Raw genomic sequence first — 25,295 nt, forward strand, 5'->3', positions numbered from 1 at the left:
GTGTCCGCCAAGAAGGACCTCTCCTCTCCCACCACGTCCCGCGAGGCGACGAAGGCTCCCCCGCCCAGGCTCACCTGGTGGCTGACCGCCGGATCCGTCCTGGTGGTCGCCGCCCTCGTCGGCGTCCTCGTCCTCACCTTCACCGGTGACGACCACACCACCCCGGACCCGGCTCGCGTCGCCGAGCTCCAGGCCTCCGCGCAGGAACGCGACCGCGCACAGGTCGACCAGCTCGTCGAACGCACCACCGCCGCGCACGAGCAGCTGGTGCCCGTGGTGGAGAGCCTGGACGCGGCCGTGCCGCCCGACGGCTCCACCCCCGCCGGGGACGCCCCCGACGCCGGGGAGATCGACTCCTGGCTGACGACCGTCCACGAGGCTGCGGTCCACTTCGAGGACGCCCCCTCCGGCAGCAGCGGCCACAACGTCGCGCACGCCGGGCTGTCCAACGCCGTGGACCTGCTGGGATCCGCGGTCGTGGCCTACTCCAACGCGGAGCGCGCCCAGGACGGACAGCGGACGGAGCTGCTGGAGCTGGCCGGGGACCTGCGCACCCAGGCGGTGCGCGGCTGGTCGGTGGCGGCCACCCAGCTGGACATGGTCAGCGTCGAGTCCGGCCACGGCCACGTCCACCTGTACCTGCCCGCGGCGCCCGGCAGCGGCGCCCTCGGCCCCGACGGCGCGGAGGCCGGTGGAAGCGGCGCGCCGGCGGAGGGCGGCGCCGACAGCGGCGACCAGTGACCACACCGTTCCCAGAACGCCCGAAGGCACGCAGAGGGGAGCACGCGTTGACGCGAGTCGGAGTATGGCTGATCGGGGCACGGGGATCGGTGGCGACCACCGCCGTCCTGGGAGCCCTCGCGGTGCGGTCCGGCGCGTCGGGACGGACGGGGTGCGTGACCGAGCGCCCCGAGTTCGCCCCGGCACGCCTGCCCGGGATCGGTGACCTGGTCTTCGGCGGCCACGACGTCTCCGAGACCCGCCTGTGCAAGAGCGCGGAGCGGCTGGCCCGCGCGGGGGTGCTGCCCGCACACCTGCCGCCGGCCTTCGCCGACGAGCTGGACCGGACCGAGCGCGGTCTGCGCCGGGGCCTGGACGCCGCCGCTGGAGTGGGGCGCCGGGACGTGGACCGCCTGGAGGCGGACCTGCGCGGGTTCGCCGAGCGGGAGGCGCTCGAACGCGTCGTGGTGGTGGACCTGTCCAGCACCGAGCCCCGGCCCGAACCGCACGCCGAGCACGGCGACGCCGACGCGCTGGAGGCGGCCCTGGACGCCGGGACCGCGCGGATCCCGGCCAGCTCCGCGTACGCGTACGCGGCCCTGCGCGCGGGCTGCGCGTTCGTGGAGTTCACGCCCAACACCGGGCCCCGGCTGCCCGCCCTGGCGCGGCTCGCCGAGCGCTCGGGCGTGCCGTGGGCCGGCTCCGACGGCAAGACCGGGGAGACCCTGGTCAAGAGCGCGCTGGCGCCGATGTTCGCCGCCCGGGCGCTGCACGTGCGCTCGTGGTCCTCGGTCAACCTGCTCGGCGGCGGCGACGGCGCCACCCTGGCCGACCCGGTCAACGCCGAGAGCAAGCTCGCGTCCAAGGCCCGGGGGCTGGAGCACATGCTCGGCCACGGGCCGGACGGGCCCCTGCACATCGACTACGTCCCCGACCTGGGGGACGCCAAGGTCGCCTGGGACCACGTCTCCTTCGAGGGGTTCCTGGGGGCGCGGATGACCCTCCAGTTCACCTGGTCGGGCTACGACTCCGCGCTGGCCGCGCCCCTGGTGCTGGACCTGGCGCGGCTGACCGCCCACGCCCACCGGCGGGGCCGGGTCGGCCCCGTGCCGGAGCTGGCGTTCTTCTTCAAGGATCCCGTGGGCACCCGCGAACACGGCCTCGCCGAACAGTGGCGGGCCCTGACGTCCTGGTGCGCGGCACCGGCGGAGGAGGACGAATGAGAGCACGCGACCTGGCGAGGCTGGTGCGCCTGCCCGCGGCGCTGAGCGTTCCCGGCGACACCCTGGCCGGCGCCGCGGCGGCGGGCGGCCTGCGCGGCACCGGGGCCTGGGCCCTGCCCGCGGCCTCGGTCTGCCTGTACTGGGCGGGCATGGCCCTCAACGACTACGCCGACCGGGAGGTGGACGCGGTCGAGCGCCCCGAACGCCCCATCCCCTCCGGGGCGGTCCGACCCGGCGAGGCCCTGGCCGTCGCCGCGGGGCTGACCGTGACGGGCGTGGGTCTGGCCGCGGCGGCGGGCGGACGCCGGGCCGCGGGGGTGGCCACGGCTCTGACGGCCACCGTGTGGGGCTACGACCTCCTCCTCAAGAAGACCCCGCTGGCACCGCTGGGCATGGCGGCCGCCCGGGGGCTGGACGTGCTGCTGGGCGCGGGCGAGCGCCCCGCCGACGCGGCCAGGCCCGCGCTGGCGCTGGCCGCCCACACGCTCGGGGTGACCGCCCTGAGCCGGGGCGAGGTGCACGGGACGCGGCCCTCCGTCGCGGCGGGGGCGCTGCTGTGCACCCTGGCCAGCGCCGCGCTCGCCGCCGCGCCCGCCCGCGGACGTGCGTCGGGCGGCGTCGCGGAGAGGGCCCTGGCGGGGGCGTTCGCGGGGGTCTTCGCGGTGAGGGTGGGATCCGCCCAGGTCCGGGCGCTGATCGAACCCGAGGCGCGCAACGCGCGTGCGGCCACGGGTGTGGGCATCCGGGGGATGATCCCGCTCCAGGCGGCCCTGCTGGCCGGGTGCGGCGCGCCGAACGTCGCGTGCGCGCTCGCCGTGGGCGCGCCCGTGGCGGCGCGGGCGTCCAAGGCGGTGTCGTTCACATGAGGTTCGGATACGGCACCAACGGCTTCTGGGACCACCGGCTGGACGACGCGCTGGCCCTGATCGCCGACCTCGGCTACGAGGGGGTGGGGCTGACGCTGGACCACCCGCACCTGGACCCCTTCGCGCCGGACGCCTTCGCGCGCACGGCCCGGATCGGTCGGCGGCTGTCCGAGCTGGGCCTGGCGGTGGTCGTGGAGACCGGCGCCCGCTACCTGATGGACCCGCGCCGCAAGCACGAACCCACCCTGGTCTGCGACGAGGGCGCCGACCTTCGGGTGGACCTTCTGCGCCGCGCGGTGCGCATCGCCGACGACCTGGGGGCCGAGGCCGTCTCCTTCTGGTCGGGCGTCCTCCCCGCGGGGGTGAGCCGGGAGCGGGGCTGGTCGCGGCTGACCTCGGGCGTGGAACGTGTCCTGGCCACCGCCGACGACCTCGGCGTGGACTGCGCGTTCGAACCCGAGCCCGGCATGTTCGCCGAACGGGTGGCCGACGCGTTGGAACTGCGCGACCGGCTCGGCGACCCGCCGCGCCTGCGGGTGACGGTCGACGTCGGGCACGGCGTGTGCAACGAGCCGGACGGCCCCGAGGGCGCCGTCCGGCGCGCCGGGGCCCTGATCGCCAACGTGCAGCTGGACGACATGCGGCCGGGCGTGCACGAGCACCTGGAGTTCGGCGACGGCGAGATCGACCTGCCCGGAGTCCTGGGCGCCCTGGAGGATGTCGGCTACCGGGGCCTGGCGTCGGTGGAGCTGCCCCGCCACGGGCACGCCGCTCCCCTGGTGGCCGAGCGGTCGATCCGCGCGCTCACCCGGGCGCTGGCCGACTCCCGCGGGCGGAGGGCGGACGTATGAGCGGGGAGTACGCCTTCCTGGACACGGCCGCGGCGCGCGAGGCCCTCGCCGCCCAGGTCGGGCGGGTGCGGGAGCGGCCCGCACGGATCGGCGCGCTCTTCCCCGCGGCGGCCAGGAGCGTGGCACGGGGGGCCGGTCCCTCCGGCGACCCCGACGGGGTGGCCGGGCCGACCCTGGAGGACCTGGTGCGCGTGGAGCTGCTGACCGCGCTGTCCGGGGCCCTGACCCCGCCGGAGCTGGCCCGGGAGGTCCGCGGGCTCTACCACCACGGTGACGCGGGCGAGCGGCGCGCCGTCCTGCGGGGCCTGGACGTGCTCGACGTGCTCGGCGCCGGCCGGGAGGAGCTGGCCGGTGCGGCGCGCGAGCTGCTGGCCGACGCGATGCGCACCAACGACACCCGGCTGGTCGCGGCGGCGGCCTCCAGCGCGGCGACGGCCCTGCTCGACGCGGAGTCCTGGCGCCAGGGAATCCTCAAGTGCCTGTTCACCGGGGTGCCGCTGGAGTCGGCGGCCGGGCTGCCCGACCGCGCCGACGCCGAGCTGGCGCGCATGTGCGCCGACCACGCCGAGGAGCGGGTGCTGGCGGGGCGGCCGGTCCCCGCCGACGTCCACCTCGTGCTGCGGCGCTTCCCCGGGCAGGCAGCCCGCCTGGACACCCACCGAACGGAGGCGTGATGCGTATCTTCGACCCGCACATCCACATGACCTCGCGCACCACCGACGACTACGAGGCGATGTACGCCGCCGGGGTGCGCGCGCTGGTCGAGCCGTCGTTCTGGCTGGGCCAGCCCCGGACCGGCGTGAGCTCGTTCCGCGACTACTTCGACGGCCTCGTGGGCTGGGAGCAGTTCCGGGCCGAGCGGTTCGGGATCCGCCACCACTGCACGATCGCGCTCAACCCGAAGGAGGCCAACGACCCCCGCCTGGAGGGGGTGCTGGACCTGCTTCCCCGCTACCTGGCCAAGGACGGCGTGGTGGCGGTGGGCGAGGTGGGCTTCGACTCAGGCACCGCCGAGGAGGAGAGGGCCTTCCGCCGCCAGCTGGAGCTGGCCGGGGAGTTCGAGCTGCCCGTCCTGGTGCACACCCCGCACCGCGACAAGGTGGAGGGGACCCGCCGCACCCTCCAGCTGGTCGCCGAGTCGGGCCTGCCGCCCGAGCGGGTGCTCGTGGACCACCTCAACGAGGCCACCGTGGCCATGGTGCACGAGTCGGGGTGCACGCTGGGCTTCTCCATCTACCCCGACACCAAGATGAGCCCGGAGCGCATGGTCCGCGTCCTGTCGGAGTGGGGTCCGGAGCGGATGGTGGTCAACTCGGCCGCCGACTGGGGCCGCAGCGATCCGCTGGCCACCCTGCGCACCGGCGAGGCCATGCTCGCCGCGGGCTTCACCGACCGCGACGTCGAACGGGTGCTGTGGGACAACCCCGTCGAGTTCTACGGCCGCAGCGGACGCCTGCTGCTGGACGACGTGCACGGGGCCGACCACACCGCGACCTACTCGGGGAACTCGGTGCTGCGCGGCGAGCGCGCGGGCGGAGGTGCCGCGTGAGGCTGCGCCACCCCGACGGCACGGTCGTCCACCTCGCCTACTGCACCAACGTGCACCCGGCCGAGGACCTGGACGGCGTCCTGCGCCAGATCCGCGTCCACGGCGGCGGCGTGCGCGAGGCCCTGGGCGCGGACCGGCTCGGCCTGGGCCTGTGGCTGCCCGCCCCGCTGGCCCGGGAGCTGGCGGCGGACCCGCGCCTGACCGACCGGCTGCGCGCGGAGCTGGGGGCCGCGGGGCTGGAGACGGTGACCCTCAACGCCTTCCCCTACACCGGGTTCCACGCGCCCGTGGTCAAGCAGGCCGTGTACCACCCCGACTGGACCGACCGGGCCAGGCTGGACTACACGGTGGACTGCGCCCGGGTGCTGGCGCGGCTGCTCCCCGACGACGCCGCGCGGGGCAGCGTCTCCACCCTCCCCCTGGCCTGGCGCGAACCGTGGGGTCCCGACCGCCTGGCCTCCGCCCGCGCGCACCTGGCCGAGCTTTCCGAAGCCCTGGAGGACCTGGCTCGGCAGGGACGGCCGGTGCGGGTGGGGCTGGAACCCGAACCCGGGTGCGTGGTCGAGACCTCCCGGGACGCGGCCCGCCTGCTCCGGGACCTGCCGCCGCACCTGGGCGTGTGCCTGGACACCTGCCACCTCGCGACGGCCTTCGAGGAGCCGGGGGCGGCCCTGGACCGGCTCCGCGCCGCGGGCCTGCCCGTGGTCAAGGCCCAGGCGTCGGCGGCCGTGGAGGTCCCCGACCCGGCCGACCCGGCCGCGCGCGAGGCCCTCGCCGCCTTCACCGAGGACCGCTTCCTGCACCAGACGCGCGCACGCGGTGAGGACGGCGCGCGGGAGGGCCGCGACGACCTGCACGAGGCCCTGGGCGGCGCCGCTCCGCTACCCGATGGCGCGCCCTGGCGCACCCACTTCCACGTGCCCCTGCACGCCCCCGCCACCGCCCCGCTGCGCGGGACCGCCGACCACCTCACCCGCACCCTCGACTGTCTCCTGGGGCCCGGCGGCGCGCGCACCGACCACGTGGAGGTGGAGACCTACACCTGGTCGGTGCTGCCCGAGGAGCTGCGCCCCGCCGACGGCAAGGGCCTCACCGAGGGCATCGCCGCCGAGGTGGCCTGGGCCCGCGACCGCCTGACCGGCCTCGGCCTGACCCTCCTCTGACACCCCGAACCGAAGGGACACCCCATGCCGACGGAGGAACCGCGCCTGCTCGTGGTCGACGCGGTCGGGCTCACGCCCCGGCTGCTACGGCACGCGCCCCGGCTCCGGGCCTTGGCCGAGAAGGGCTGGCAGGCCCCGCTGGAGACCGTCCTGCCCGCCGTCACCTGCACCGTCCAGTCCACGTTCCTGACCGGCCGGACCCCCGCGGGGCACGGCGCCGTCGGTAACGGCTGGTACTTCCGGGACCTGGGCGAGGTGTACCTGTGGCGCCAGCACAACCGCCTGGTCCGGGGCGAGAAGGTGTGGGAGACCGCCCGGCGCCGCCGGCCGGGTTTTCGCACCGCGAACGTGTGCTGGTGGTACGCCATGGGCGCCACCACCGACTGGACCGTCACGCCCAGGCCGGTCTACCACGCCGACGGGCGCAAGTCCCCCGACTGCTACGCCCGTCCGCCCGCGCTCCACGACGAGCTGACCGCGGAGCTGGGGCCCTTCCCGCTCTTCCACTACTGGGGACCGACCGCCTCGATCCGCTCCACCGAGTGGATCGTGGCCGCGACCCGCAGGCTGATGCCGCGGGCCGACCTGACCCTGTGCTACGTCCCCCACCTGGACTACGACCTGCAGCGGTACGGGCCCGACTCGGAGCAGGCCCGCCGGGCGGTGGTCGACATGGACGCGGCCCTGGCGCCCCTGCTGGACGACGCCGAGCGCTCGGGCACCGCCGTGATGGTTCTCAGCGAGTACGGCATCACCCCCGCCGACAGGCCCGTGCACGTCAACCGGGTGCTGCGGGAGGCCGGGCTGCTGGAGGTGTACACCCAGCACGGGATGGAGTACCTGGACCCGTGGGAGTCGCGCGCCTTCGCGGTGGCCGACCACCAGTGCGCCCACGTCTACGTCCGCGACCCCGGCGACGTGCCCGCGGTCGCCCGCCTCCTGTCCGGGGTGGAGGGGGTGGACCTGGTCCTGGACCGCGACGGGCAGGCGGAGCACGGGCTGGACCACGAGCGCTCCGGCGAACTCGTCCTCGTGGCCGACCCGGGCGCCTGGTTCACCTACTACTACTGGCTGCGCGATGAGGCGGCGCCGGACTTCGCGCGCGGCGTGGACATCCACCGCAAACCGGGCTACGACCCCGCCGAACTCTTCCTGGACCCCGCCGACCGGCTGGTCAAAGCACGCGCGGCGGCCAACCTCGCCCGCAAGAAGGTCGGCCTGCGCTACGCCATGAACGTGGTCCCGCTCGACCCGGGCTGTGTGCGCGGCACCCACGGGCGCGCGCACGCCGACCCCGACGACGGTCCCCTGGTGCTGTGCTCCGATCCGGGCTTCGCCCGGGAACGCGTCGCGGCCACCGAGGTCCGCGACCTCATACTCGGTCTCGCCGGTGTGCCGGCACCGGCGGGACCGGCTCCTTCCCCCTAATACGGTCACCCCAGGGGACCACCGGAGCGCCCCCTCACGGTGATCTTGTACTCATGGCGGGGTTCGACGCTCCAGACTCGCTATAAGCACAAGATCACCGCAGGTCAGAACCCCCGTGTCGCACCGGCAGCGTTTCCGCCCGGTCCGACGGGGGCGCATCCGGCCAGCCAGGGGCGGACGGGCGCGGGGCGGACACCGCGTGCCTCACCGAGGCCGCGCGGCGCCCGCCCCCGCGGTCACAGGTCCCAGTCGGTGCCGTAGCGCCCGGTCAGCTCGCGCACGTCCTCGGGCGAGAGCACGGAGAACTCGCTCCCCCGCAGCGAGACGACGATGCGCGAGGCCTCCTCCAGCTCGACGGCGCCGTCCAGGGCGGCCGCCGGACCGGAGGCGGCCACGATCGAACCGTGGTTGGCGAGCAGGGCCGCGCGGAAGCGCCCGGGCAGGCGGGAGAGGTTGTCGGCGAGCCGGTCGCTGCCCGGCGCCGCGTAGGGCACCAGGGGCGCCTGGCCGACCCGCATGACCAGGTAGGGCGTGACGGGCGGCAGCGCGGAGGCCTCCGACCAGGCGGGCAGGCACGAGGCCGCGCAGGCGTGGGGCGAGTGCAGGTGGACGACGGCGCCCGCGTCCGCGACCCGCCGGTACATCGCCTGGTGGAGCGGGAACTCCTTGGAGGGGGGCGGACCGGCGACGTGCTCCCCCGCCTCGTCCAGGACGGACAGGTCCTCGGGGTCGAGGTCGCGCAGGGAGACCCCCGTGGGGCTCATCAGGGTCAGTCCCCCGGCTCTCGCGGACACGTTGCCCGAGGCACCCGGGCTGAGCCCCAGTTCGACGGCGCGGCGTCCCACCGCGCACAGCTCCCGGGCGGCCTCGCGCGCTTCGCGGTTCACTTGTCCCCCTCCCAGGCGCGGACGAACAGGTCCTCGCGGCCGAAGTTGCCGGACTTGAGCATCAGCTGGACGTCCTCACCGTTCCTGTGTCCGAGCGTCCACGCGACGCCCGGGTCGATCTCGGGTCCCAGCGCGAGCGAGGCCACGCCCAGGCGCCGCACGACGGCTCCGCTCGTCTCCCCGCCCGCCACCAGGAGCGCGCGTACTCCCGCGGTGACCAGGCGTTCGGCGATCTCGGCCAGCGCCTCCTCGATGAGCGGCGCGTCGGCGGTGTCCACGACGTGTTCGGGCGCGGCGGTCGCGTACACCACGAACGGGGACGCGCCGCCCTCCAGGGCGCGGTCCACGGCACGCGACACCGTCGCCCCGAAGTCCCCGCGCAGGTCGGAGGGGAGCAGGTGGTGCCCCCCGCCGTGGGCGAGGGCGTGGCGCACCTGGCCCTGGGTCGCCCGCGAGGCGCTGCCCGAGAGCACGACGCGCGGCCCCTCGGGCGGGGTGAGCGGCAGGCGGCCCGTCCCGTGGGGGCCGGTGAGCCCCTGGGCGAGGGCGCTGCCGCCCGTCAGCAGGCGCAGGTCCCGCGTCGCGTCGGCGAGCGTGCGCAGGTCGGCGTCGGTCAGGGCGTCGACGACCACGAACCGGGCCCCCTCCGCGCCGGCCGACGCGATGGCCCCGCGCACCGCGTCGGCCCCCCGGGCCACCACCGGCCAGGGCACCAGCGCGACGTCGGCCTCGCCGCCGCTGACCTGGGGGGCGAGCAGGCGCGGGAGGCTGGAGTCGGTCATGGGCGTGAGCGGGTGGTGGCGCATCGGGGACTCGTCGAGGGGGTCGTCCCCCACGAAGAGGTGGCCGCGGTAGACGGTGCGCCCGTTGGCGGGGAAGGCGGGTGCGACGACCGTGACCTCCTCGCCGAGGGCGTCGAGGACCGCCTCCGCGACCGGTCCGATGTTGCCGTCCGGGGTGGAGTCGAAGGTCGAGCAGTACTTGAGGTAGAACCGCTCGCACCCCGCGCTCCGCAGCCGGTCGAGGGCGTCCAGCGAGGCCGCGACCGCCGCGTCGACGGGCGTGGTGCGCGACTTCAGGGCCACGACGACGGCGTCGGCCCCCTCCGCCGCGGCGGCGACGGGGTCGGCGCCGCCGGGGTCCCGCGAGTCCAGGACGACCGTGGTCCGGTGGCCGGACGCGGTGAGGGCGATCGCGACGTCGGTCGCGCCTGTGAGGTCGTCGGCGATCACGCCGAGGGTCGCCATGTGAGGTACTCCCTGTGGTCGGGGCGGTTCGGTCGGAGAGGTCGGTTCGGGCGCCCGCCGGGTTCTGGAGGTGCCGGAGGCGAGGCTGCGAGCAGGACTGCGCCGTAGGCGTCCGTTGAGGGTGGCGGTGGGCGAGGGGTGGGCACGGGCAGTCTCACCGTAGGCGCCGAAGGTTCCCGTGCTCCGGGCGCCCGAACCAGGGCCGGAGCGGAGCGGAGGCCCAAAGGAACACTGGTCAGACGACGCCGGTCGCGATCATGACGTTGAGCACGAGGAACCCGGTGACGCCCGAGAGGAACGAGGCGACGCCGATCGACCGGATGCCCTGGCCCACCGTCATGTTGGACAGCGTCGTGGTGACCCAGAAGCCGGACGAGTTGGCGTGCTTCATGATCTGGGCGCCGGTCGCGCAGGCCAGGTACACCACGATCGGCGCCAGGCCGAGTTCGGACACCAGGGGCTGCATGATGGCCGCCGAGGTCATCACGCCCAGGATGTTGGAGCCCGTGATCGTGCACACCGCGGCGGCGACGAGGAAGGGGATGATGACCGGTGACAGGCCGGTGCTCTCGATGCCCGAGGCGACGCTCTCGGCCACGCCGGTCTCCCGGATGATGGTGGCCAGCGCCCCGCCGACGCCGGTGAGGGCGATGGGCATCGCGGCGATGCGCAGGCCCGCCTCGAACAGGTCGTTGAGGGTGGACTTGTCGTGCCAGCGGCCGCGGAACAGCGGCAGGGCCAGGAGGCAGGCGAGGAAGAGCGCCACCGTCGGCTCGCCGACGAACAGGACGGCCTCGGTGATCCAGGCCCCCTCGGGGAGTGCCGGACCGGCCAGGGAGGCGAAGACGATGAGGGCGATGGGGGCCAGGATCGGCACCAGGGAGCCGAACAGGCCCACCGTGGCCGGGGCCTCGGTGCCGGTGACGGAGTCGCCGCCGCCGGAGGGGCCGGTGGCGGATCCGCCGGAGCCCGCGGCCAGGTGTTCGACGAACTCGGGCTTGGGCGGCACGTGCGTCCTGGTCCGCGACAGGTAGACCGTCGCGGCGACGACGCCGGGGATGCCCACCATGAGGCCGTAGAGGATGGCCTCGCCGGTGCTGACGCCGAGCAGGGACGCGGAGGCGAGCGGTCCGGGACCGGGCGGGACGACCGAGGTCATGACGTAGGCGCCGAGGTAGAGGATCGGCCCCAGCTTCATCATCGAGATGCCCGTGCGGTAGGCCAGGGCGGAGACGATCGGGATGAGCATGACGACCGCGGTGTCGGCGATGAGGGGGATGCCCAGGACGGTCGAGGCGAGGGCGATGGCCCAGGGCACCTTGTTCTGGGAGAACAGCTTCAGCGCGGTCTCGGTGATCTTCAGGGCCGCGCCGCTCAGTTCGAGCATCTTGCCGAGCACACAGCCGAAGATGATCAGCAGCCCCACGCTGGCGAGGGTGTTGCCGAAGCCCGTCGTGACGAGTTCGACGGTCCCCGTACCGCCCATGCCCAGGACGAGGCCGAGGGCCACGACCACGATGAACAGCGTGGCCACGGGGTGGACCTTGAAGCGGGCGATGAGCAGTACGAGTACCGCGATGGCGGCGAGGAACGCCAACAGGGTGTAGATGTCCGGCATGTCAGTGGGTCCGATCGTTCACAGGTGCGTGCGGGCGTGGCGCCAGGCGTCCAGGAGTGCGTCGCTGGCGTCGGCCAGGTCGTCCAGGCGCACCAGTGCGCCCGCCGCGACGTCGCGGCCCAGGGTGGCGTGGGCCGCCAGGTAGAGCGGTGCGACGTCGACGGGGGCGTCGGCGGTGTCCAGCAGGACGGGGGCCACCCCCTGGACGTCGTGGTGGTGTCCGCCCATGTCCAGCCTGGTCCCGGCGGGGAGGTCGCGCCGGGCCCGCCCGGCCAGGACCGCGTGCGGGGCCGGGGGCCGTGAGGTCGCCCCGCGGCGGCGGTCCACGGCGTCCAGCAGGCTCAGCGGGGTCTCCACGCCCATGAGGTGGTAGGGCAGGTACAGGCAGGCGTAGCGTCCCGAGCGCGAGACCACGTGGCCCTTCTGCGCGAGCAGTGCCCAGGAGACGGGGTCGCCGGTGCGGACGACGGCGAAGACCCCTCCGGCGAAGGAGGCCTCCTCGGGAAGGCGGAGCACGCTGAAGACGTCCACGGCGCCGGGCCGGGAGAGGATGCCCCCGTCCTCGGCGAGGGAGTAGACGTCGGCGAGTTCGGCGACGCGCGCGACGGGGTAGTGCAGCGCCTCGGTGTCGGGCACCAGGCCCGTGTGGTTGGCGACGACCCCCATCTCGCAGTAGTCGGCGGCGGCCGAGCGCGACAGGCCCGCCACGGCGCGGGCGCGGGCGGCGAGCGTGGCGGGCACGTCCTCGCCCAGGGTCAGCAGGTCGGCCAGGCCGGGGGCGTCGACCTCCTGGTCGAGCTGGCGCACGCGTCCCGTGGCCGGGTCGAAGACCAGGTCGTACTCGCCCGACTTGCCGATCGCGACGACGTCCAGGCCCAGCAGGCGGGTCCGCTCGTACCACTCGATGAGGTTGGCGGGCTGGTCGCCGATCCCGGGGGTGTACACCACGCCCCGCTCCCGGGCGAGGTCGGCCAGCGCGACTCCTGATACGGAGTCGACCTCCTTGGAGACCATGACCACGTGGCGTCCGGCCGCGATGGCGGTCCGCGCGGCCCGGGTGCCCGCCTCGGGGCTGCCGGTGGCCTCGACGAGCACGTCGTAGTCGGCGTGTTCGAGGAGGCGGGCGTCGGCGATCACCGCGATCCGCCCGTCGGCCAGCGCGGCCACCTCGTCCGCGCTGGAGCACACCGCCAGCGCGTCGGCGGGGTAGCCGAGCTCGGCGCACAGCGCGACCGTCCCCTCGGTGTCCAGGTCGCACAGGACCGAGGGCCGCAGCCGCTCCATCCGCGGGGTCTGGGCGAGCAGGGTGCGCGCGAATCCGCCGCGGGCTCCGGTGAGCGCGTAGCGCACGGGCGGCGGCGCCGTGGTGGCGTCGGTGGCTTGCATGGGTTCTCCTTCTCCGGCCTCGCGGGGGGCACGTGTGCGCCGGGCCGCTACGGCAACGCGCCATGTTTAACACCAGCTGAACATGGGAGTCAACAATTATCACGACTGGTACCATTTGGGAACACTCGTTACCATGGGGCCCATGAGCGCGACCGAGGGAGAACGATGATTCCGGCGCAACGGCGTGAACTGCTCGTGCGGGAGTTGCGCGGTACGGGCGTGCTGAGCGTGAAGGAGCTGTGCGAGATCCTCGACGTCTCGCACATGACGGTGCGCCGCGACATCATGACGCTGGAGGAGGAGGGGCGGGTCCGCTCGGTGCCCGGCGGCGTCGAACTGGTCTCGCAGGTGCGCTCGGAGCCCTCCTACCGCGACAAGTCGCGGGTGGACGTGGCCGAGAAGCGGGCGATGGCCCGCGCGGCGGCGGCCATGGTCGGCGAGGGGCAGACCGTCTACCTGGACGCGGGCACGACGCTGGGGCACCTGGTGCCGTCGCTGTGGAGCGTCACAGGCCTCACCGTCATCACCAACGACATCACCACCGCCGCCTCCCTCACCGACCACCCCGACGTGACCCTGTTCCTCATCGGCGGGCAGATCGACCGCGAGAACCGCTCCTCGGTCGGCGACATCGCGGCCGCCACCATCGAGGAGTTCAACATCGACGTCGCCTTCGTCTCGACGAGCTCGTGGGACCTGAGCCGGGGCACCACCACGCCCTCACGCGCGAAGGTGGCGGTCAAACGCGCGGCCATGGCGGCGGCCTCGACGTCGGTGCTGGTCGCCGGAGCCGACAAGTACGGGGCCTTCGGCACGTTCAAGGTCGCCGCGCTCACGAGCTTCGCCTCGGTGATCACCGACGACCGCCTCGCCGAGTCGTCCGTGCGCGCGATCCGCGAACTCGGCGTGGGCCTGGAGGTCGTGGCGCCCCAGCGGGAGGCCGACGAGGACGCGCCGACGACCGGATCCGGCGAGGAGGCCGAGGCCCCCACCGCCTGACCCCCGCTCCACCGGGGAGTTCCCGGAGGCCGGGCGCACTCGTGCGCACGGCCGGACCGGCCCCCGCCCCGCCGGGGCGCCGTCCGGCCCTTCGGCATGTCCTGGCCCGCCCCGCACGGAGCCGCGCCCGCCGCGGCCCGTGCGGCCGGGGAGCCCGGAGCGCGCCGCCGGACCGTGCTCCCGGAAAAGCCCTGGACAAAAATCTTCCAATGTAAGAATCTGGGTGCGCGGTCCTGCCCCGCACCCCCGGGGCGCGGCCGCGAAGTGAGCGACAGGGCGAAGCCCGAGCGAACGAAGGAGCCCCCCGTGCCCACGACATCCGTGCAGCTGTACTCGATCCGCGACGAACTCGCCGACGGCCTGGAGAGCGCCGTGGCGCGCCTGGCCGAGATCGGGTTCGCCCACGTGGAGCCGTACGCGTTCCACCTGGACACCGAGGAGTACCGGCGCGTGTTCGCCGCGACGGGCGTCACCGCGCCCTCCGGCCACGCCCCGGTGATCGACGCGCAGGCCCCCGAAGGGATCTTCGACGCGGCCGCCGAACTGGGCATCGCGACGGTCATCGACCCGCTGGTCCCGAGCGAGCGGTGGCAGACCGCCGACCAGGTGGCCGAGCTGGCCGAGCGCGTGAACCGCCTGGCGGAACTGGCCGCCGAACGGGGACTGGAGTTCGGCTACCACAACCACGCCTGGGAGCTGAGCAGCCGCATCGGCGACAGGCACGCGCTGGAGGTGTTCGTCGAGCACCTGGAGCCGCGGGTCGTGCTGGAGGTCGACACCTACTGGGCGGGGGTCGGCGGCGCCGACGCCGCGGCGCTCCTGCGCGCGTTCGGCGACCGGGTGCGGCTGATCCATGTCAAGGACGGCACCCTGGACGGCGACGTGAACCGGCAGCAGCCCGCCGGTTCGGGCGAGGTCGACGTCCGCGCGGTCCTGGAGGCCGCGCCGCGGGCGATCCGCGTGGTCGAGTTCGACGCCTACGCGGGCGACGTGTTCGACGGCATCGCGCGGTCGCTGGCCTGGCTCGGGGAGAACGACCGATGACGCGCACCGGGGCCGCCGGGGTCGGCGTCATCGGCGCGGGCAACATCTCGACCCAGTACCTGGAGAACCTGACGCGGTTCCCCGACGTCGAGGTCCGCTTCGTCGCGGACCTGGACCTGGCACGCGCCGCCGCGCAGGCCGCCGCGTACGGTGTTCCGGCGTCCGGGACCGTGGCGGAGCTGCTGGCACGCGAGGACGTCGAGGTGGTGGTCAACCTGACCGTCCCGGCCGTGCACACCGAGGTCGGGCACCGGATCCTCGACGCGGGCAAGCACGTGTGGAGCGAGAAACCCCTCGCCCTGGACCACGACGCGGCCGCCGCGCTGCTGGCCAGGGCCGGGGAGGCGGGACTGCGGGTCGCCTGCGCGCCGGACACGGTGCTGGGCGCGGGAACGCAGACCGCGCTGCGCGCGATCGCCCGCGGCGACATCGGGGAGCCGCTGACCGCGACCACGATGTTCCACGTCCCCGGGCCCGAGTCCTGGCACCCGGACCCCGACTTCCTCTTCGCCCACGGGGCGGGGCCCCTGTTCGACATGGGCCCGTACTACGTCACCGCGCTCGTGCACGTCTTCGGCGCCGCGACCCGGGTGCAGGCGGTGGCCTCCACCGGCCGCGCGACCCGCACGATCGCGAGCGGTCCCCGCGCGGGCCAGGTGTTCGAGGTGCAGGTTCCGACGCACCACGCCGCGCTGGTCGAGTTCGGTCCGGGGCGCTCCGCCCAGTCCACGTTCTCGTTCCAGCACGCGCTGCCCAGAGCGGGGATGGTGGAGGTCAACGGTACCGAGGGCACGATCGTCCTGCCCGACCCGAACACGTTCGGCGGGGACACCACCCTGTGGCGGTACGACCGGGAGGAGCCGGTCGCCCTCCCCGCCGAGGGGCCCGTGTACGGGCGGGGAGCCGGTGTCGTGGACCTGGTCCGCGCGATACGCGCGGGCGGGACCGAACGCGCGTCGGGGGCCGTGGCCTCGCACGTGCTGGACGTGCTGCTGGGCATCCGCGACGCCGCGGCCGGCGGACTGCCCGTGGAGATCACCTCCGCCGTGGAGCCGGTGGCCCCGCTCCCGGCGGGGTGGGACCCGGCCGACCCGACCCTCTAGGCGGCACGCGTCTGACCCGAAGAACCCCGGGCGCCGTCACCGCTCACGCGCGGCGACGGCGCCCGGGGCGCGTTCACCGGGCCCGGGCCGACGCGCCGCCCCCGGCCTCGTCGTCCCCGGTCCCGCCGCCCCCTCCCCCGCCGGGCAGCAGCCGTTCCAGGACCTGGAGCGCGCGGTAGACGTCCACCTCCTGCGGGTCGAGCAGCCACTGCAACTGCAGCCCGTCGGACGCGGCGATCACCAGGGCCGCCGCGTCGTCGGGGTCGATGTCGGCCGCGATCTCCCCGGAGCGCTGACCCGCGCGGACGCGCTCGGCGAGGTCGGCGCGCAGTTCCCGGAACCGGGCCCGGACGAACTCCCGCGTCGCGGGGTGCCGCTGCTCCTGCAACGCGTCCGTCGTCAGCGTCGCGTACAGCTCGACCAGGCCGGGGATCGAGCGGTTGCGCTCCGCGCTGCGCTCCATCACCGCGACCGCCGAGACGGCGTCCGGGTCCGAGGGCTCGCACCCCGTCGCCTCGTGTTCCCGGTACACCTCCACCAGCAGCTCGTCCCGGGAGGCGAAGTAGTAGCGCAGCGCCGCGTGGGACACCCCGATGGCCTCGCCGATGGCCCGTAGCGACGCGCCCACCCCGTGCTCGGCGAACACCTCGATCGCGCGCGACAGGATCTGCGACCGCCGCTTCTCGGCCTTCCGGTACGTCCGGCCGGAAGCACCCGCACCACCGTTCACCACGCCCTCCTTCGACCCGGACCGCACGGTCGGCCGCCGCTCACGCGCGGCGGGGCCGGTGCGGTTCTCTCCCTCGTGGACGCCTACCAGTGTGTCGGCATCGGCGCCGCGGCTCGTCCCCGTGCCCGGGGGCCGGTCGGGGTCTCCCCCGTTCACGGGAGGGCGGAGGCCAGTCCCAGGATCAGCAGCAGGGGCGCGGTCAGCGCCACGGCGCGGACGACGGCTCCCGCGGCGGAGGAGAAGGTGACCGACAGACAGGCCCGGTGGACGAGGTAGCCGAACAGGGCGATGAAGAGGGAGAAGGCGATGGCCAGGGCGTCGGGGCCCTCGGTGACCATCATGGACGCGGGGAAGAGGGCGTAGAGCAGGGCCGCGACCGCGGAGGGAGCGGCCTTCGTGGCGCGGAGCGCGGGAGCCCTGGGCCCGGACGTACGCCTGTGCCCGTACGCGCACCTGTGCTCGGACTCGTGTCTGCGGCCGGAGGCACGCCTGCGCTCCAGGAGGAAGGCGATCAGGCCGGGAAACGTGGTGACCGTGAGAAAGACGGCGTAGGCCGCCGGGAGCACGGTGAGGGCGACCCCGGAGGTGACCCCGTCCGAGATCGAGAAGGGCATCAGGAGGATCAGGAAGGCGTGTATCCCGCCGCCGGAGGCAGTCCTGGACACCGCTTCGGAAATGGTCATCGTGCGTGCGGACCCGGGCTCCGGGGCCCTCGGGTCAGGGGGTCTCGGAGTGCCACCGGGCGTGTACGGCGACGGGTGCGCGTTCTTCGGGGGTTTCGACCGCGGAACCATACGGACATCCCACCACGCCGGAATCCGTCGCCGCTCCCGGCCCCCGCAGGACCCAACGGCCCTCCTCGTGGCCGGGTCCCCGTGGCAGGATGAAATGACATTCCGGGCATACGGCCCGACGTTCCTTGGCGGTGAGGCGGATGGCGCGGGCGACGGGTGGCGTGCGACGTCCCGCGGTCGCCCTGCCGGCGGTCCTCCTCGGCATCTCCTGCGCCGCCCCCTGGGCCGTGGTCAGCGACGGGGACCCGCCTACGGACACCGGGGAATCACGGTTCTCGACCGTCACGGGAACGGTCCGCGACTCCTCCGGAGAACCGGTGGAGGGAGTGTTCATCCGGTGGTCCTCGAACGAGGACCCCGTCGTGGCCTCGCACGAGGCCGGGGTGTCCACCGTCGCCGACGGAAGCTACCGGGTCTCCCTGCTCCCGGGAAGCTGGGACCTCCACGGGGTGGGGGGTGACGGTGCGCGGACCGGGACGGAGACCGTCGTTCTCGGCGAGGACGACGTGACCGTCGACCTGCGCTTCACCCGGTAGGCCGCTCCCGCCGAAGCTCCCGTGATCAGGCCCCGCCCCGTGTCGGGCCAGCCCGGGTCAGAAGCCCTCGACGCGGGCGAGGAAACGCAGCAGCCCCGCGTTGAAGGCGCCCGGCCGCTCCATGTTCACGGCATGCCCGGCCTCGCGCACCACGGCCGCGCCGGCGCGCGGGTTGGGCCTGGCGGCGGCCGCGGCGTGCTCGGCGGGCCACAGCTCGCTCTCTGCCCCGGCCACGAACAGGGCGGACACGTCGAGCCCGGCGACCGCGTCGCGCCAGTCGCGCCGGGCGTGGTCGCCCAGCAGCTCCAGCTCCGCGGGGGTGAGCTCGCGGTCGGTGCCGCGCATCGCGCGCAGCGTCCTGACCAGGCGCACGCCGCGCCGCCACAGGGGCGTTCCGCGGCCGGTGGCGGGGATGCCGTCGGCGAAGTAGGTGTCGGCGTTGCCCTCGTCGTAGCCGTAGAAGCCGTACGGCCAGTCCGCGGTGTTGAGCATCTTCGGGGTCTGGTCCACCGACACCGCGCCCGCCAGGCGGCCGGTGCCGTGCGCGGAGGTGTACGCCCAGACGGTGTTGGCGCCCATGGAACCGCCGACGAGCACGGCGCCCTCCAGGTCCAGGTGCTCCAGGAGGGCGTGGACGCAGTCGCCGCGCCGGTCCATGGTCATGCCCGTGGGCAGCGGCCCCGCTGCGCCGTGGCCGGGCAGGTCCACGGTGAACACCCGGTATCCGGCGTCCGTGAGCGGGGCGACCTGGTGGCACCAGGAGGTCGCGGGGGCCTTGAACCCGGCCAGGAGCACGACCGGGCGTCCCCGGGAGTCACCGTGCTCGGTGTACTCGATGCCAAGCCCGTCGTCCGTGGTGATCACCGTCATCGCCCCTCCCGGAATCCGGGGCCATCCTCGCACACACCCTCAGAGGGCGGCGCCAGGGGTTCGGGGGCCTGTGAGGGCACGCACCCCCCGCTCGGCGAAGGGCGGGGCACGGGTCCCCTTCCGACCGTGTAGGATTTGGGAACGATAATCGTTTTCAGTATCCGCGGACAGTCGAGGAGGGGAGGGCGCATGCGCGCGGTGGGCCCGGTACGGCGACCGCGGCCAGCGCCTCTCCTTCGTCGGTGCCGGCCTCGGCGCCGAGGCCCTGGAGTCACTGTCGGACTCCCGCCCGGCCACGGACGAGGAGACGCGACAGGAAATCAGCACCGGCCCCTTCGCGGAGTTCCCAGAAAGGCGAACATGCCCTCTTCAGCACACCGTCCGGGAAAGCGCAAGCCCACGCGGAGTTTCGCCAATCCGCTGGGGGAAATGGACTACATCGACTACAAGGACACCGCACTCCTGCGCAAGTTCATCTCCGAGAAGGGGAAGATCCGCAGTCGCAGGGTCACGCGGGTGACCGCACGCCAGCAGCGGCTGATCGCGGCGGCGGTCAAGAACGCGCGCGAGATGGCCCTGCTGCCCTACCCGGCCAACACCCCGGCGAACAGGCCTTGAGGACCCGGCGGCCGTTCCGGGGGGAACGGCCGCCCGCGGGAACGACTGACCGATGCGCGGCCAGGGGCCGGCGCGGTCAGGAGTGACCGGGAGCGTGTTCGTCCCAGTGCCCGTCGTGCTCGCGGTGCAGGTGACCGTCATGGACGTAGTCCACGTGGTCCTCGTGCGGCACGGACACGTGCCCGCACCCGTGCCCGTGCTCGTGCGCGTGCCCCTCGTGGACGGAGTGGCCCCGCGTGGAGCACTCGTCCCAGTGCCCGTCGTGCTCGCGGTGCAGGTGACCGTCATGGACGTAGTCCACGTGGCCCTGGTACGGCACGGACACGTGCCCGCACCCGTGCCCGTGCTCGTGCGCGTGCCCCTCGTGAACAGTATGCTGTGCGGCCATCTCTCCCCCTGGAAAACGGTCAGACGACAGAACGCGAACACACCCAGGACTATTCGACCACCGGTCGCGTATCAAGCGCCGCCGTGGCGAGGCACGGAGAATTTGTCCGCCACCCACCGGAATTTCACACCGGAACCCCCGGGGGATGATTGTGGTTTTCATTCCGGAGGCCACCGCGGCAGAACCGCCCCCATTCCACTGAAAAAGGCGGCGGGGTCCGTTCGCCCCCTTCCCCGCGCGGGGCCGGGGCGGGGACCGCGGCCTCCGTCGGCCGCCCTCCTCAGGAGGCGGAGGGCGGGGCGCTGCTGCGCCTGACCACCAGGTCGGTGGCCAGGTCCAGGCGCAGGTTGGCGGGGGTGCCGCCGCGCGACAGGGTGAGCGCCATCCGGGTCGCCTCCTCGGCCATCTCGGTGAGCGGCTGGCGCACGGTGGTCAGCGGCGGCCCCATCCAGCGGGCCACCGGCAGGTCGTCGTAGCCGACCACGCTCAGGTCCTCGGGGATGCGCACGCCCAGCTCGCGGGCGGCCTCGTACAGGCCCATGGCCTGGAGGTCGTTGCCCGCGAAGACGGCCGTGGGCGGGTCGTCCAGCCGGAGCAGTTCCCGGCCCCGGTCGCGCCCGCTCTCGACGTGGAAGTCGCCGTAGCGGACCAGCGCGGGGTCGGCCGTCAGCCCGGCGGAGTCCAGCGCGGAGGCGTAGCCGTCGATGCGGGCCTTGCTGCACAGCACGTGCCGGGGCCCGCCGATGACGCCGATGCGCCGGTGGCCGAGCTCGATGAGATGGCGGGTGGCGACCAGGCCGCCGTTCCAGTTGGCCGAGCCCACCGAGGGCATGTCCGGGCCCGGGTCCCCCGCCGGGTCGACCACGACGAAGGGGATGCCGCGCGCGGTCAGGCGGGTGCGCTGTTCGGGCGCCAGGTCGGAGAAGACCAGGATCACGGCGGTGGACTGGCGGGCGAGCACGGCGTCGACCCAGTCGTCGCGGGGGGTCTGCGCGCCCCCGGACTCGGTCAGCACGACGCTGAGGCCCTCCGAGCGCGCCACGCTCTCCACGCCCCGGATGACCTCGACCGCCCAGGCGCTGTCGAGTTCGTGGAAGACCAGGTCGACCATGGAGGAACGGCCTCCGCCCGGGCCCCGGCGTCGCCGGTAGCCGTGGCGGCGGATCAGCTCCTCCACACGTGCACGGGTCTCGCTGGCCACGTCGGCGCGTCCGTTCAGCACCTTCGAGACCGTCGGCACCGATACGCCTGCGGCTTCCGCAATTTTCGAGATGGTGACCGGCTCCGAAAGGGTGGTCCGGGCGGAGTCGGGGGTCGGGTCTGCGCTCACGACGCCTGATCCTACGCGGTCATGGCAACTCCGCGCGGCTCCTGGTGACCCAGCTCTCATCCTCCTATTGACGCTCGGGGTGACGCCGCGTACATTCGGGCGCAAATATTTCGAAATACTGACCGATAGTTTCGAAAGAGGAGTGGCCATGAGAACCCCCCGCCTGGGCTCCGCCGCCGGAGCGACGGCGCTCTGCCTGCTCGCCGTCACCGCCTGTTCCGGTGGCGGCGGCGGAGACGACCGCATGCACGTGTGGATGTACCAGGACACCCTGGTCGTGGTGCAGGAGGGCGCCGTCGAAAGGTTCAACGAGGCCTCCGAGACCGAGGCGGTCATCGACGAGGTCCCCGGTGACAGCTACGAGGAACGCCTGCGCACCGCGATGGGCTCCAGCGAGAAGCCGGACGTGTTCTTCAACTGGGGCGGCGGCAGCATCGAGCCCTACGTCGAGCAGGACATGCTCGTCCCCCTGGACGACATGCTCGCCGAGAACCCCGAGCTCGCCGACTCCTTCATCCCCTCCATCCTGGAGGCGGGCCAGGTCGGCGGCGTGCAGTACGGCATCCCCCTGCGCGGCACCCAGCCGGTCATCCTCTTCTACAACGAGACGGTGTTCGAGGAAGCCGGGGCGGAGCCCCCCGAGACCTGGGAGGACATCCTGGGCCTGGTCGACACCTTCACCGAGGAGGGCGTCACCCCCTTCGCCCTGGCCGGGGCCGACCCCTGGACCGAGCAGATGTGGCTCCAGTACCTCGTGGACCGCATCGGCGGCCCCGAGGTGTTCGCGCGCATCGCCGAGGGCGACTCCGAGGGCTGGCGCGACCCCGCCGTGCTGGAGGCCGCCCAGATGGTCCGGGAACTGGTGGACCAGGGCGCGTTCGGCAACTCCTACGCCTCGGTGAGCTACACCGAGGGCGCGGCCTCCGCGCTGCTGTCCGAGGGCCGGGCCGCCATGCACCTGATGGGCTCGTGGGAGTACTCCACCATCCTGGACCAGGACGAGGAGTTCGCGACGAACGACCTGGGATACGTGGCCTTCCCGCCGATCGAGGGCGGGGAGGGCGACCCCGCCAACGTGGTCGGCAACCCGACCAACTACTTCTCGGTGTCCGCCGAGACCGAGTACATGGACCAGGCGATGGAGTTCCTGACGTACATGTCGGAGGAGGAGTACGTGGCCGACATGGTGGAGAACGGCGAGGTGCCCACCACCACCAACGCCGAGGAGGCCGTGGCCGACAGCCCCAGCCCGGACTTCGCCACCTTCCAGTACGAGATGGTGCGCGACGCACCGCACTTCCAGCTCTCGTGGGACCAGGCGCTGCCCCCGGAGGTGGCCACGCCGATGGTCACCGAGATCGAGTCGCTGTTCAACGGTGAGAGCACGCCCGAGCAGTTCGTCGACGCGCTGGCGGCCCTGTGACCGGCCGCACCGACAGCCAGGCGACCGGTGGCACCATGACCGGCAACCCGGCGTCCGGGGGCACCGGGTCGGGCGGCTTCGCCCCCCGGGGCCCCCGGCCCGACGCCCCGCACGGCGGCTTCGCCGCGCGGGGCGCCGCCCCCCGCACGGGGCGGCCCGGACCGGCGTGGGCACTGCCCGGCCTGCTGTACTTCGGGGTCTTCGCCGCCCTGCCGATGGTTCTGGTGGCCTACCTGTCCCTGACCTCCTGGGGCGGGCTGGGCTCGCCCCGCTTCATCGGCCTGGAGAACTGGTCGCGCCTGGTCGGCGACCCGATGATGCACAACGCCGTGTGGCTGAGCGTGCTGCTGACCGCCCTGTCCTGGATCGTCCAGACCCCCATCAGCCTGCTGCTCGGGGTCTGGGCCGCCGGTCAGCAGCGCAACCGCGCGGTGCTCTCCGCCGTCTTCTTCCTGCCGCTGCTGCTGTCCTCCGCGGCGATCGCGCTCGTCTGGCGGGCCCTGCTGGACCCCAACTTCGGCCCGCTGGCCTGGCTGGGGCCCCGTCTGGGCCTGTCGTCGGTGGACGTGCTGGGCGGTCCCGACAGCGCGTTCCTGGTGATCGTGTTCGTCAGCGCCTGGCAGTTCATCCCGCTGCACATGCTGCTCTACCAGGGCGGCGCCCGACAGATCCCGGCGACGCTGTACCAGGCCGCCGAGATCGACGGGGCGGGAAAGCTGCGGGCGTTCTGGTACATCACGCTGCCGCAGCTCAAGCACACCATCACCACCTCGTCGGTGCTGATGGTGGTGGGCGCGCTGACCTACTTCGACACCGTGCTCATCATGACCGGGGGCGGGCCCGGCACCAACACCACCATCGTCCCGTACCTGATGTACCAGGCCGGTTTCCGGAGCTGGGAGCTGGGCTACGCCAGCGCCGTCGCGTTCACCCTGGTGGTGACGGCGACGCTGATCGCCCTGCTCCTCATCCGCTTCACCGGTTTCGGCGACATGCGCAGCACCCGGGAGGGAATGTGACCGCCAGTACGGCCGAGAGGCCCGCCTCCCGGCAGCTCCCGAGCAGCGGCCGCCCCGTCCTCCCGCGGCGGCGGCCGGGCCGTCGGCGCCCCAACCTCCTGGCCGGACTGGGCGCCCTGGTGTGGCTGGCCGTCGTGGGGGTGCCGCTGTACGCGCTGCTCGTGGCCACGGTGCAGCGCTCCGAGAACTACACCTCCGCGGGGCCGCTCACCCCGCCCACGGACCCGACCCTGGGCAACTACGTCAAGGCGGTCGAGAACGGGGTGCTGGGCTTCGTGCTCAACACCGCGATCGTCACCGTCGCGGTGGTGGCGATCGTGCTGGTGCTCGCCTCCATGACCGGGTTCGCCGTGGTGCGCTCGCGCACCCGGTGGACCACGGGGGTGTTCCGGATGTTCCTGCTGGGACTGGCGATCCCGTCCCAGGCGGTGATCATCCCGGTGTACCTGATCATCATCGAACTGGGGCTGTACGATACCCTGACCGCCATCGTGCTGCCCACGGCGGCGTTCGCGCTGCCGGTGTGCGTGCTGATCCTGGTGGGGTCGATGCGCGACATCTCCGAGGAGCTGTACGAGGCCATGGCCCTGGACGGCGCGGGCCCGGTGCGCACCTTCCTCCAGCTGGTGGTGCCGATGTCGCGGTCGGGGCTGAGCACCATCGGCGTGTACGCCGCGCTCCAGGCCTGGAACGGGTTCCTGTTCCCGCTGATCCTCACCCAGTCGGCGGACAACCGGCTGATCACCATGGGCCTGTTCGAGTTCCAGGGCGAGTACCGCGTGGACGTGCCCGGCATGCTGGCCGCGGTCGTGCTGGCCACCCTGCCCCTCTTCCTCGTGTACCTCTTCGCGCGCCGCTCCCTGGTGCGCGGCATGATGGGGGTCGGTGGAAAGTAGCCCCGGGCCACTCCACTCCCGCCCGGCGGCCGCGGCCGCGTGAGGCCCCGCCGACCCCTCCCCACCCCGGTGCCCGCCCTCTGTCAGGGACTCCCCCTGAGGCGGGCACCGGGGACACCTTCGCTTACTCCCCGTTCCTGGGCAGCAGGGACCCCAGCGGGCCCAGGTCCAGGTTGAGGTCGGCGGCGGAGAGCCCGTAGCGCTCACGCAGCTCGGTCATACGCTCCTCCAGCAGCATCAGCGTCATGCCGATGCGCTCCTCCTGGTCCTCGGTGAGGTCGCCCTGGTCCACGCGCCGCAGGGCCTGGCGCTCCATGAGCTGGCGCACCAGCTCCACCACGGTGAGCACCAGCTTGATCAGGTCGCGCTCGACCGTGTCGGGCTCGGTCTCGATCCGGTGGCGCAGCCGCTGCCGCTCGGGGCCCGCAGGCCCCTCGCCGACCCGGTCCGGGTCCGCCGTCTCGTCCAGGGCGTCCTGGAGCCGTCCCAGGATGTCGTTCCCGCCTCCCGGGACCGTGTCGGCGTCGGCCACGCGCACGGGCGTCGGCCCCTCGGGGCCCCGCGCCGCGCGGAGCGGGTTCCCGTTCACCTCTGGCATACCGCCTCC

The 25,295-nt window shown here is 73.8% G+C and carries 26 protein-coding genes; 16 read left to right on the top strand and 10 right to left on the bottom strand.

What is annotated here, in order from left to right:
• Genes HGB44_RS17470 through HGB44_RS17505 form a run of 8 tightly spaced genes read left to right on the top strand, consistent with a single transcriptional unit; the run spans nt 1 to nt 7,800 of the window.
• Nucleotides 1-741 carry a hypothetical protein gene (locus HGB44_RS17470; protein ID WP_061083318.1) on the top strand — a complete coding sequence of 247 codons (741 nt, stop codon included), beginning with the start codon at nt 1-3 and terminating at the stop codon, nt 739-741.
• 47 nt (nt 742-788) lie between these two features.
• Nucleotides 789-1,943 carry an inositol-3-phosphate synthase gene (locus tag HGB44_RS17475; protein WP_082768626.1) on the top strand — a complete coding sequence of 385 codons (1,155 nt, stop codon included), beginning with the start codon at nt 789-791 and terminating at the stop codon, nt 1,941-1,943.
• Nucleotides 1,940-2,809 (top strand): SCO3242 family prenyltransferase, encoded by an 870-nt coding sequence (locus HGB44_RS17480; protein WP_061083320.1) that lies wholly within the window; start codon nt 1,940-1,942, stop codon nt 2,807-2,809. Before HGB44_RS17475 ends, HGB44_RS17480 begins: the two co-directional genes overlap by 4 nt.
• Nucleotides 2,806-3,660 (top strand): sugar phosphate isomerase/epimerase family protein, encoded by an 855-nt coding sequence (locus HGB44_RS17485; protein ID WP_061083321.1) that lies wholly within the window; start codon nt 2,806-2,808, stop codon nt 3,658-3,660. Before HGB44_RS17480 ends, HGB44_RS17485 begins: the two co-directional genes overlap by 4 nt.
• Complete coding sequence (locus HGB44_RS17490) at nt 3,657-4,334, top strand: EboA domain-containing protein (protein ID WP_061083322.1); 678 nt, start codon at nt 3,657-3,659, stop codon at nt 4,332-4,334. The genes HGB44_RS17485 and HGB44_RS17490 overlap by 4 nt, the downstream gene beginning before the upstream one ends.
• The gene (locus HGB44_RS17495) at nt 4,334-5,209 is read left to right on the top strand and encodes a TatD family hydrolase (protein WP_061083323.1); all 876 of its coding nucleotides are present in this window, start codon (nt 4,334-4,336) and stop codon (nt 5,207-5,209) included. Before HGB44_RS17490 ends, HGB44_RS17495 begins: the two co-directional genes overlap by 1 nt.
• On the top strand, nt 5,206-6,372 hold the full coding sequence (eboE, locus tag HGB44_RS17500) for a metabolite traffic protein EboE (RefSeq protein ID WP_061083324.1): 1,167 nt from the start codon (nt 5,206-5,208) through the stop codon (nt 6,370-6,372). The genes HGB44_RS17495 and eboE overlap by 4 nt, the downstream gene beginning before the upstream one ends.
• Nucleotides 6,373-6,396: 24 nt before the next feature.
• Complete coding sequence (locus HGB44_RS17505) at nt 6,397-7,800, top strand: alkaline phosphatase family protein (protein ID WP_061083325.1); 1,404 nt, start codon at nt 6,397-6,399, stop codon at nt 7,798-7,800.
• A gap of 236 nt (nt 7,801-8,036) precedes the next feature.
• Here the strand turns inward: HGB44_RS17505 and HGB44_RS17510 are convergent, their stop codons facing one another.
• The 4 genes from HGB44_RS17510 to HGB44_RS17525 form a co-directional block, all read right to left on the bottom strand.
• Nucleotides 8,037-8,687 (bottom strand): class II aldolase/adducin family protein, encoded by a 651-nt coding sequence (locus HGB44_RS17510; RefSeq protein WP_061083326.1) that lies wholly within the window; start codon nt 8,685-8,687, stop codon nt 8,037-8,039.
• Nucleotides 8,684-9,934, bottom strand: coding sequence for a 3-oxo-tetronate kinase (gene otnK / locus HGB44_RS17515; protein WP_061083327.1), 1,251 nt, complete (start codon nt 9,932-9,934; stop codon nt 8,684-8,686). Before otnK ends, HGB44_RS17510 begins: the two co-directional genes overlap by 4 nt.
• Before the next feature lie 235 nt (nt 9,935-10,169).
• The gene (locus tag HGB44_RS17520; protein ID WP_168444047.1) at nt 10,170-11,552 is read right to left on the bottom strand and encodes a GntP family permease; all 1,383 of its coding nucleotides are present in this window, start codon (nt 11,550-11,552) and stop codon (nt 10,170-10,172) included.
• 18 nt (nt 11,553-11,570) lie between these two features.
• Nucleotides 11,571-12,938: a hypothetical protein gene (locus HGB44_RS17525; protein WP_061081353.1), complete on the bottom strand. Its 1,368-nt coding sequence runs from the start codon at nt 12,936-12,938 to the stop codon at nt 11,571-11,573.
• 165 nt (nt 12,939-13,103) lie between these two features.
• Here HGB44_RS17525 and HGB44_RS17530 point away from each other — a divergent pair, with 165 nt between their 5' ends.
• From HGB44_RS17530 to HGB44_RS17540, 3 genes are all read left to right on the top strand, one after another.
• Nucleotides 13,104-13,937, top strand: a complete 834-nt coding sequence (locus HGB44_RS17530) for a DeoR/GlpR family DNA-binding transcription regulator (RefSeq protein WP_061081352.1) — start codon at nt 13,104-13,106, stop codon at nt 13,935-13,937.
• A gap of 306 nt (nt 13,938-14,243) precedes the next feature.
• Entirely contained in the window at nt 14,244-14,981 is a 738-nt protein-coding gene (locus tag HGB44_RS17535) for a sugar phosphate isomerase/epimerase family protein (RefSeq protein ID WP_231972485.1), read from the top strand.
• Nucleotides 14,978-16,084, top strand: a complete 1,107-nt coding sequence (locus HGB44_RS17540) for a Gfo/Idh/MocA family protein (RefSeq protein WP_061081350.1) — start codon at nt 14,978-14,980, stop codon at nt 16,082-16,084. Before HGB44_RS17535 ends, HGB44_RS17540 begins: the two co-directional genes overlap by 4 nt.
• 73 nt (nt 16,085-16,157) lie before the next feature.
• Here HGB44_RS17540 and HGB44_RS17545 read toward each other — a convergent pair whose 3' ends face one another.
• Both HGB44_RS17545 and HGB44_RS17550 read right to left on the bottom strand, forming a co-directional pair.
• Complete coding sequence (locus HGB44_RS17545) at nt 16,158-16,814, bottom strand: TetR/AcrR family transcriptional regulator (protein WP_061081360.1); 657 nt, start codon at nt 16,812-16,814, stop codon at nt 16,158-16,160.
• Between the two features lie 152 nt (nt 16,815-16,966).
• Nucleotides 16,967-17,497: a hypothetical protein gene (locus HGB44_RS17550; RefSeq protein ID WP_061081349.1), complete on the bottom strand. Its 531-nt coding sequence runs from the start codon at nt 17,495-17,497 to the stop codon at nt 16,967-16,969.
• 272 nt (nt 17,498-17,769) lie between these two features.
• Here HGB44_RS17550 and HGB44_RS17555 point away from each other — a divergent pair, with 272 nt between their 5' ends.
• Nucleotides 17,770-18,144, top strand: coding sequence for a carboxypeptidase-like regulatory domain-containing protein (locus tag HGB44_RS17555; protein WP_168444048.1), 375 nt, complete (start codon nt 17,770-17,772; stop codon nt 18,142-18,144).
• Between the two features lie 57 nt (nt 18,145-18,201).
• On the opposite strand, the gene HGB44_RS17560 is transcribed toward HGB44_RS17555, so the two are convergent.
• Complete coding sequence (locus HGB44_RS17560; protein WP_061081347.1) at nt 18,202-19,014, bottom strand: alpha/beta fold hydrolase; 813 nt, start codon at nt 19,012-19,014, stop codon at nt 18,202-18,204.
• A 360-nt stretch (nt 19,015-19,374) separates the two neighbouring features.
• Here HGB44_RS17560 and rpsR point away from each other — a divergent pair, with 360 nt between their 5' ends.
• Nucleotides 19,375-19,632 carry a 30S ribosomal protein S18 gene (rpsR, locus tag HGB44_RS17565; protein WP_061081346.1) on the top strand — a complete coding sequence of 86 codons (258 nt, stop codon included), beginning with the start codon at nt 19,375-19,377 and terminating at the stop codon, nt 19,630-19,632.
• Between the two features lie 76 nt (nt 19,633-19,708).
• Here rpsR and HGB44_RS17570 read toward each other — a convergent pair whose 3' ends face one another.
• Both HGB44_RS17570 and HGB44_RS17575 read right to left on the bottom strand, forming a co-directional pair.
• Nucleotides 19,709-20,020 carry a hypothetical protein gene (locus tag HGB44_RS17570; RefSeq protein WP_061081345.1) on the bottom strand — a complete coding sequence of 104 codons (312 nt, stop codon included), beginning with the start codon at nt 20,018-20,020 and terminating at the stop codon, nt 19,709-19,711.
• A 280-nt stretch (nt 20,021-20,300) separates the two neighbouring features.
• The gene (locus HGB44_RS17575) at nt 20,301-21,350 is read right to left on the bottom strand and encodes a LacI family DNA-binding transcriptional regulator (RefSeq protein ID WP_061081344.1); all 1,050 of its coding nucleotides are present in this window, start codon (nt 21,348-21,350) and stop codon (nt 20,301-20,303) included.
• A gap of 148 nt (nt 21,351-21,498) precedes the next feature.
• On the opposite strand from HGB44_RS17575, the gene HGB44_RS17580 reads away from it, so the two are divergent.
• The 3 genes from HGB44_RS17580 to HGB44_RS17590 are packed head-to-tail and all read left to right on the top strand — an operon-like array spanning nt 21,499 to nt 24,688.
• Nucleotides 21,499-22,773: an ABC transporter substrate-binding protein gene (locus tag HGB44_RS17580; RefSeq protein WP_061081343.1), complete on the top strand. Its 1,275-nt coding sequence runs from the start codon at nt 21,499-21,501 to the stop codon at nt 22,771-22,773.
• Nucleotides 22,770-23,792 carry a carbohydrate ABC transporter permease gene (locus HGB44_RS17585; protein ID WP_061081342.1) on the top strand — a complete coding sequence of 341 codons (1,023 nt, stop codon included), beginning with the start codon at nt 22,770-22,772 and terminating at the stop codon, nt 23,790-23,792. The genes HGB44_RS17580 and HGB44_RS17585 overlap by 4 nt, the downstream gene beginning before the upstream one ends.
• Nucleotides 23,789-24,688 carry a carbohydrate ABC transporter permease gene (locus HGB44_RS17590; RefSeq protein ID WP_061081341.1) on the top strand — a complete coding sequence of 300 codons (900 nt, stop codon included), beginning with the start codon at nt 23,789-23,791 and terminating at the stop codon, nt 24,686-24,688. The genes HGB44_RS17585 and HGB44_RS17590 overlap by 4 nt, the downstream gene beginning before the upstream one ends.
• 124 nt (nt 24,689-24,812) lie before the next feature.
• Here HGB44_RS17590 and HGB44_RS17595 read toward each other — a convergent pair whose 3' ends face one another.
• A complete protein-coding gene (locus HGB44_RS17595; protein WP_082768424.1) occupies nt 24,813-25,286 on the bottom strand; it encodes a gas vesicle protein K in 474 nt (157 codons plus the stop codon).
• Nucleotides 25,287-25,295: the final 9 nt, after the last annotated feature.

The sequence above is a fragment of the Nocardiopsis alborubida genome (assembly GCF_012396365.1).
GTDB lineage: Bacteria > Actinomycetota > Actinomycetes > Streptosporangiales > Streptosporangiaceae > Nocardiopsis > Nocardiopsis alborubida.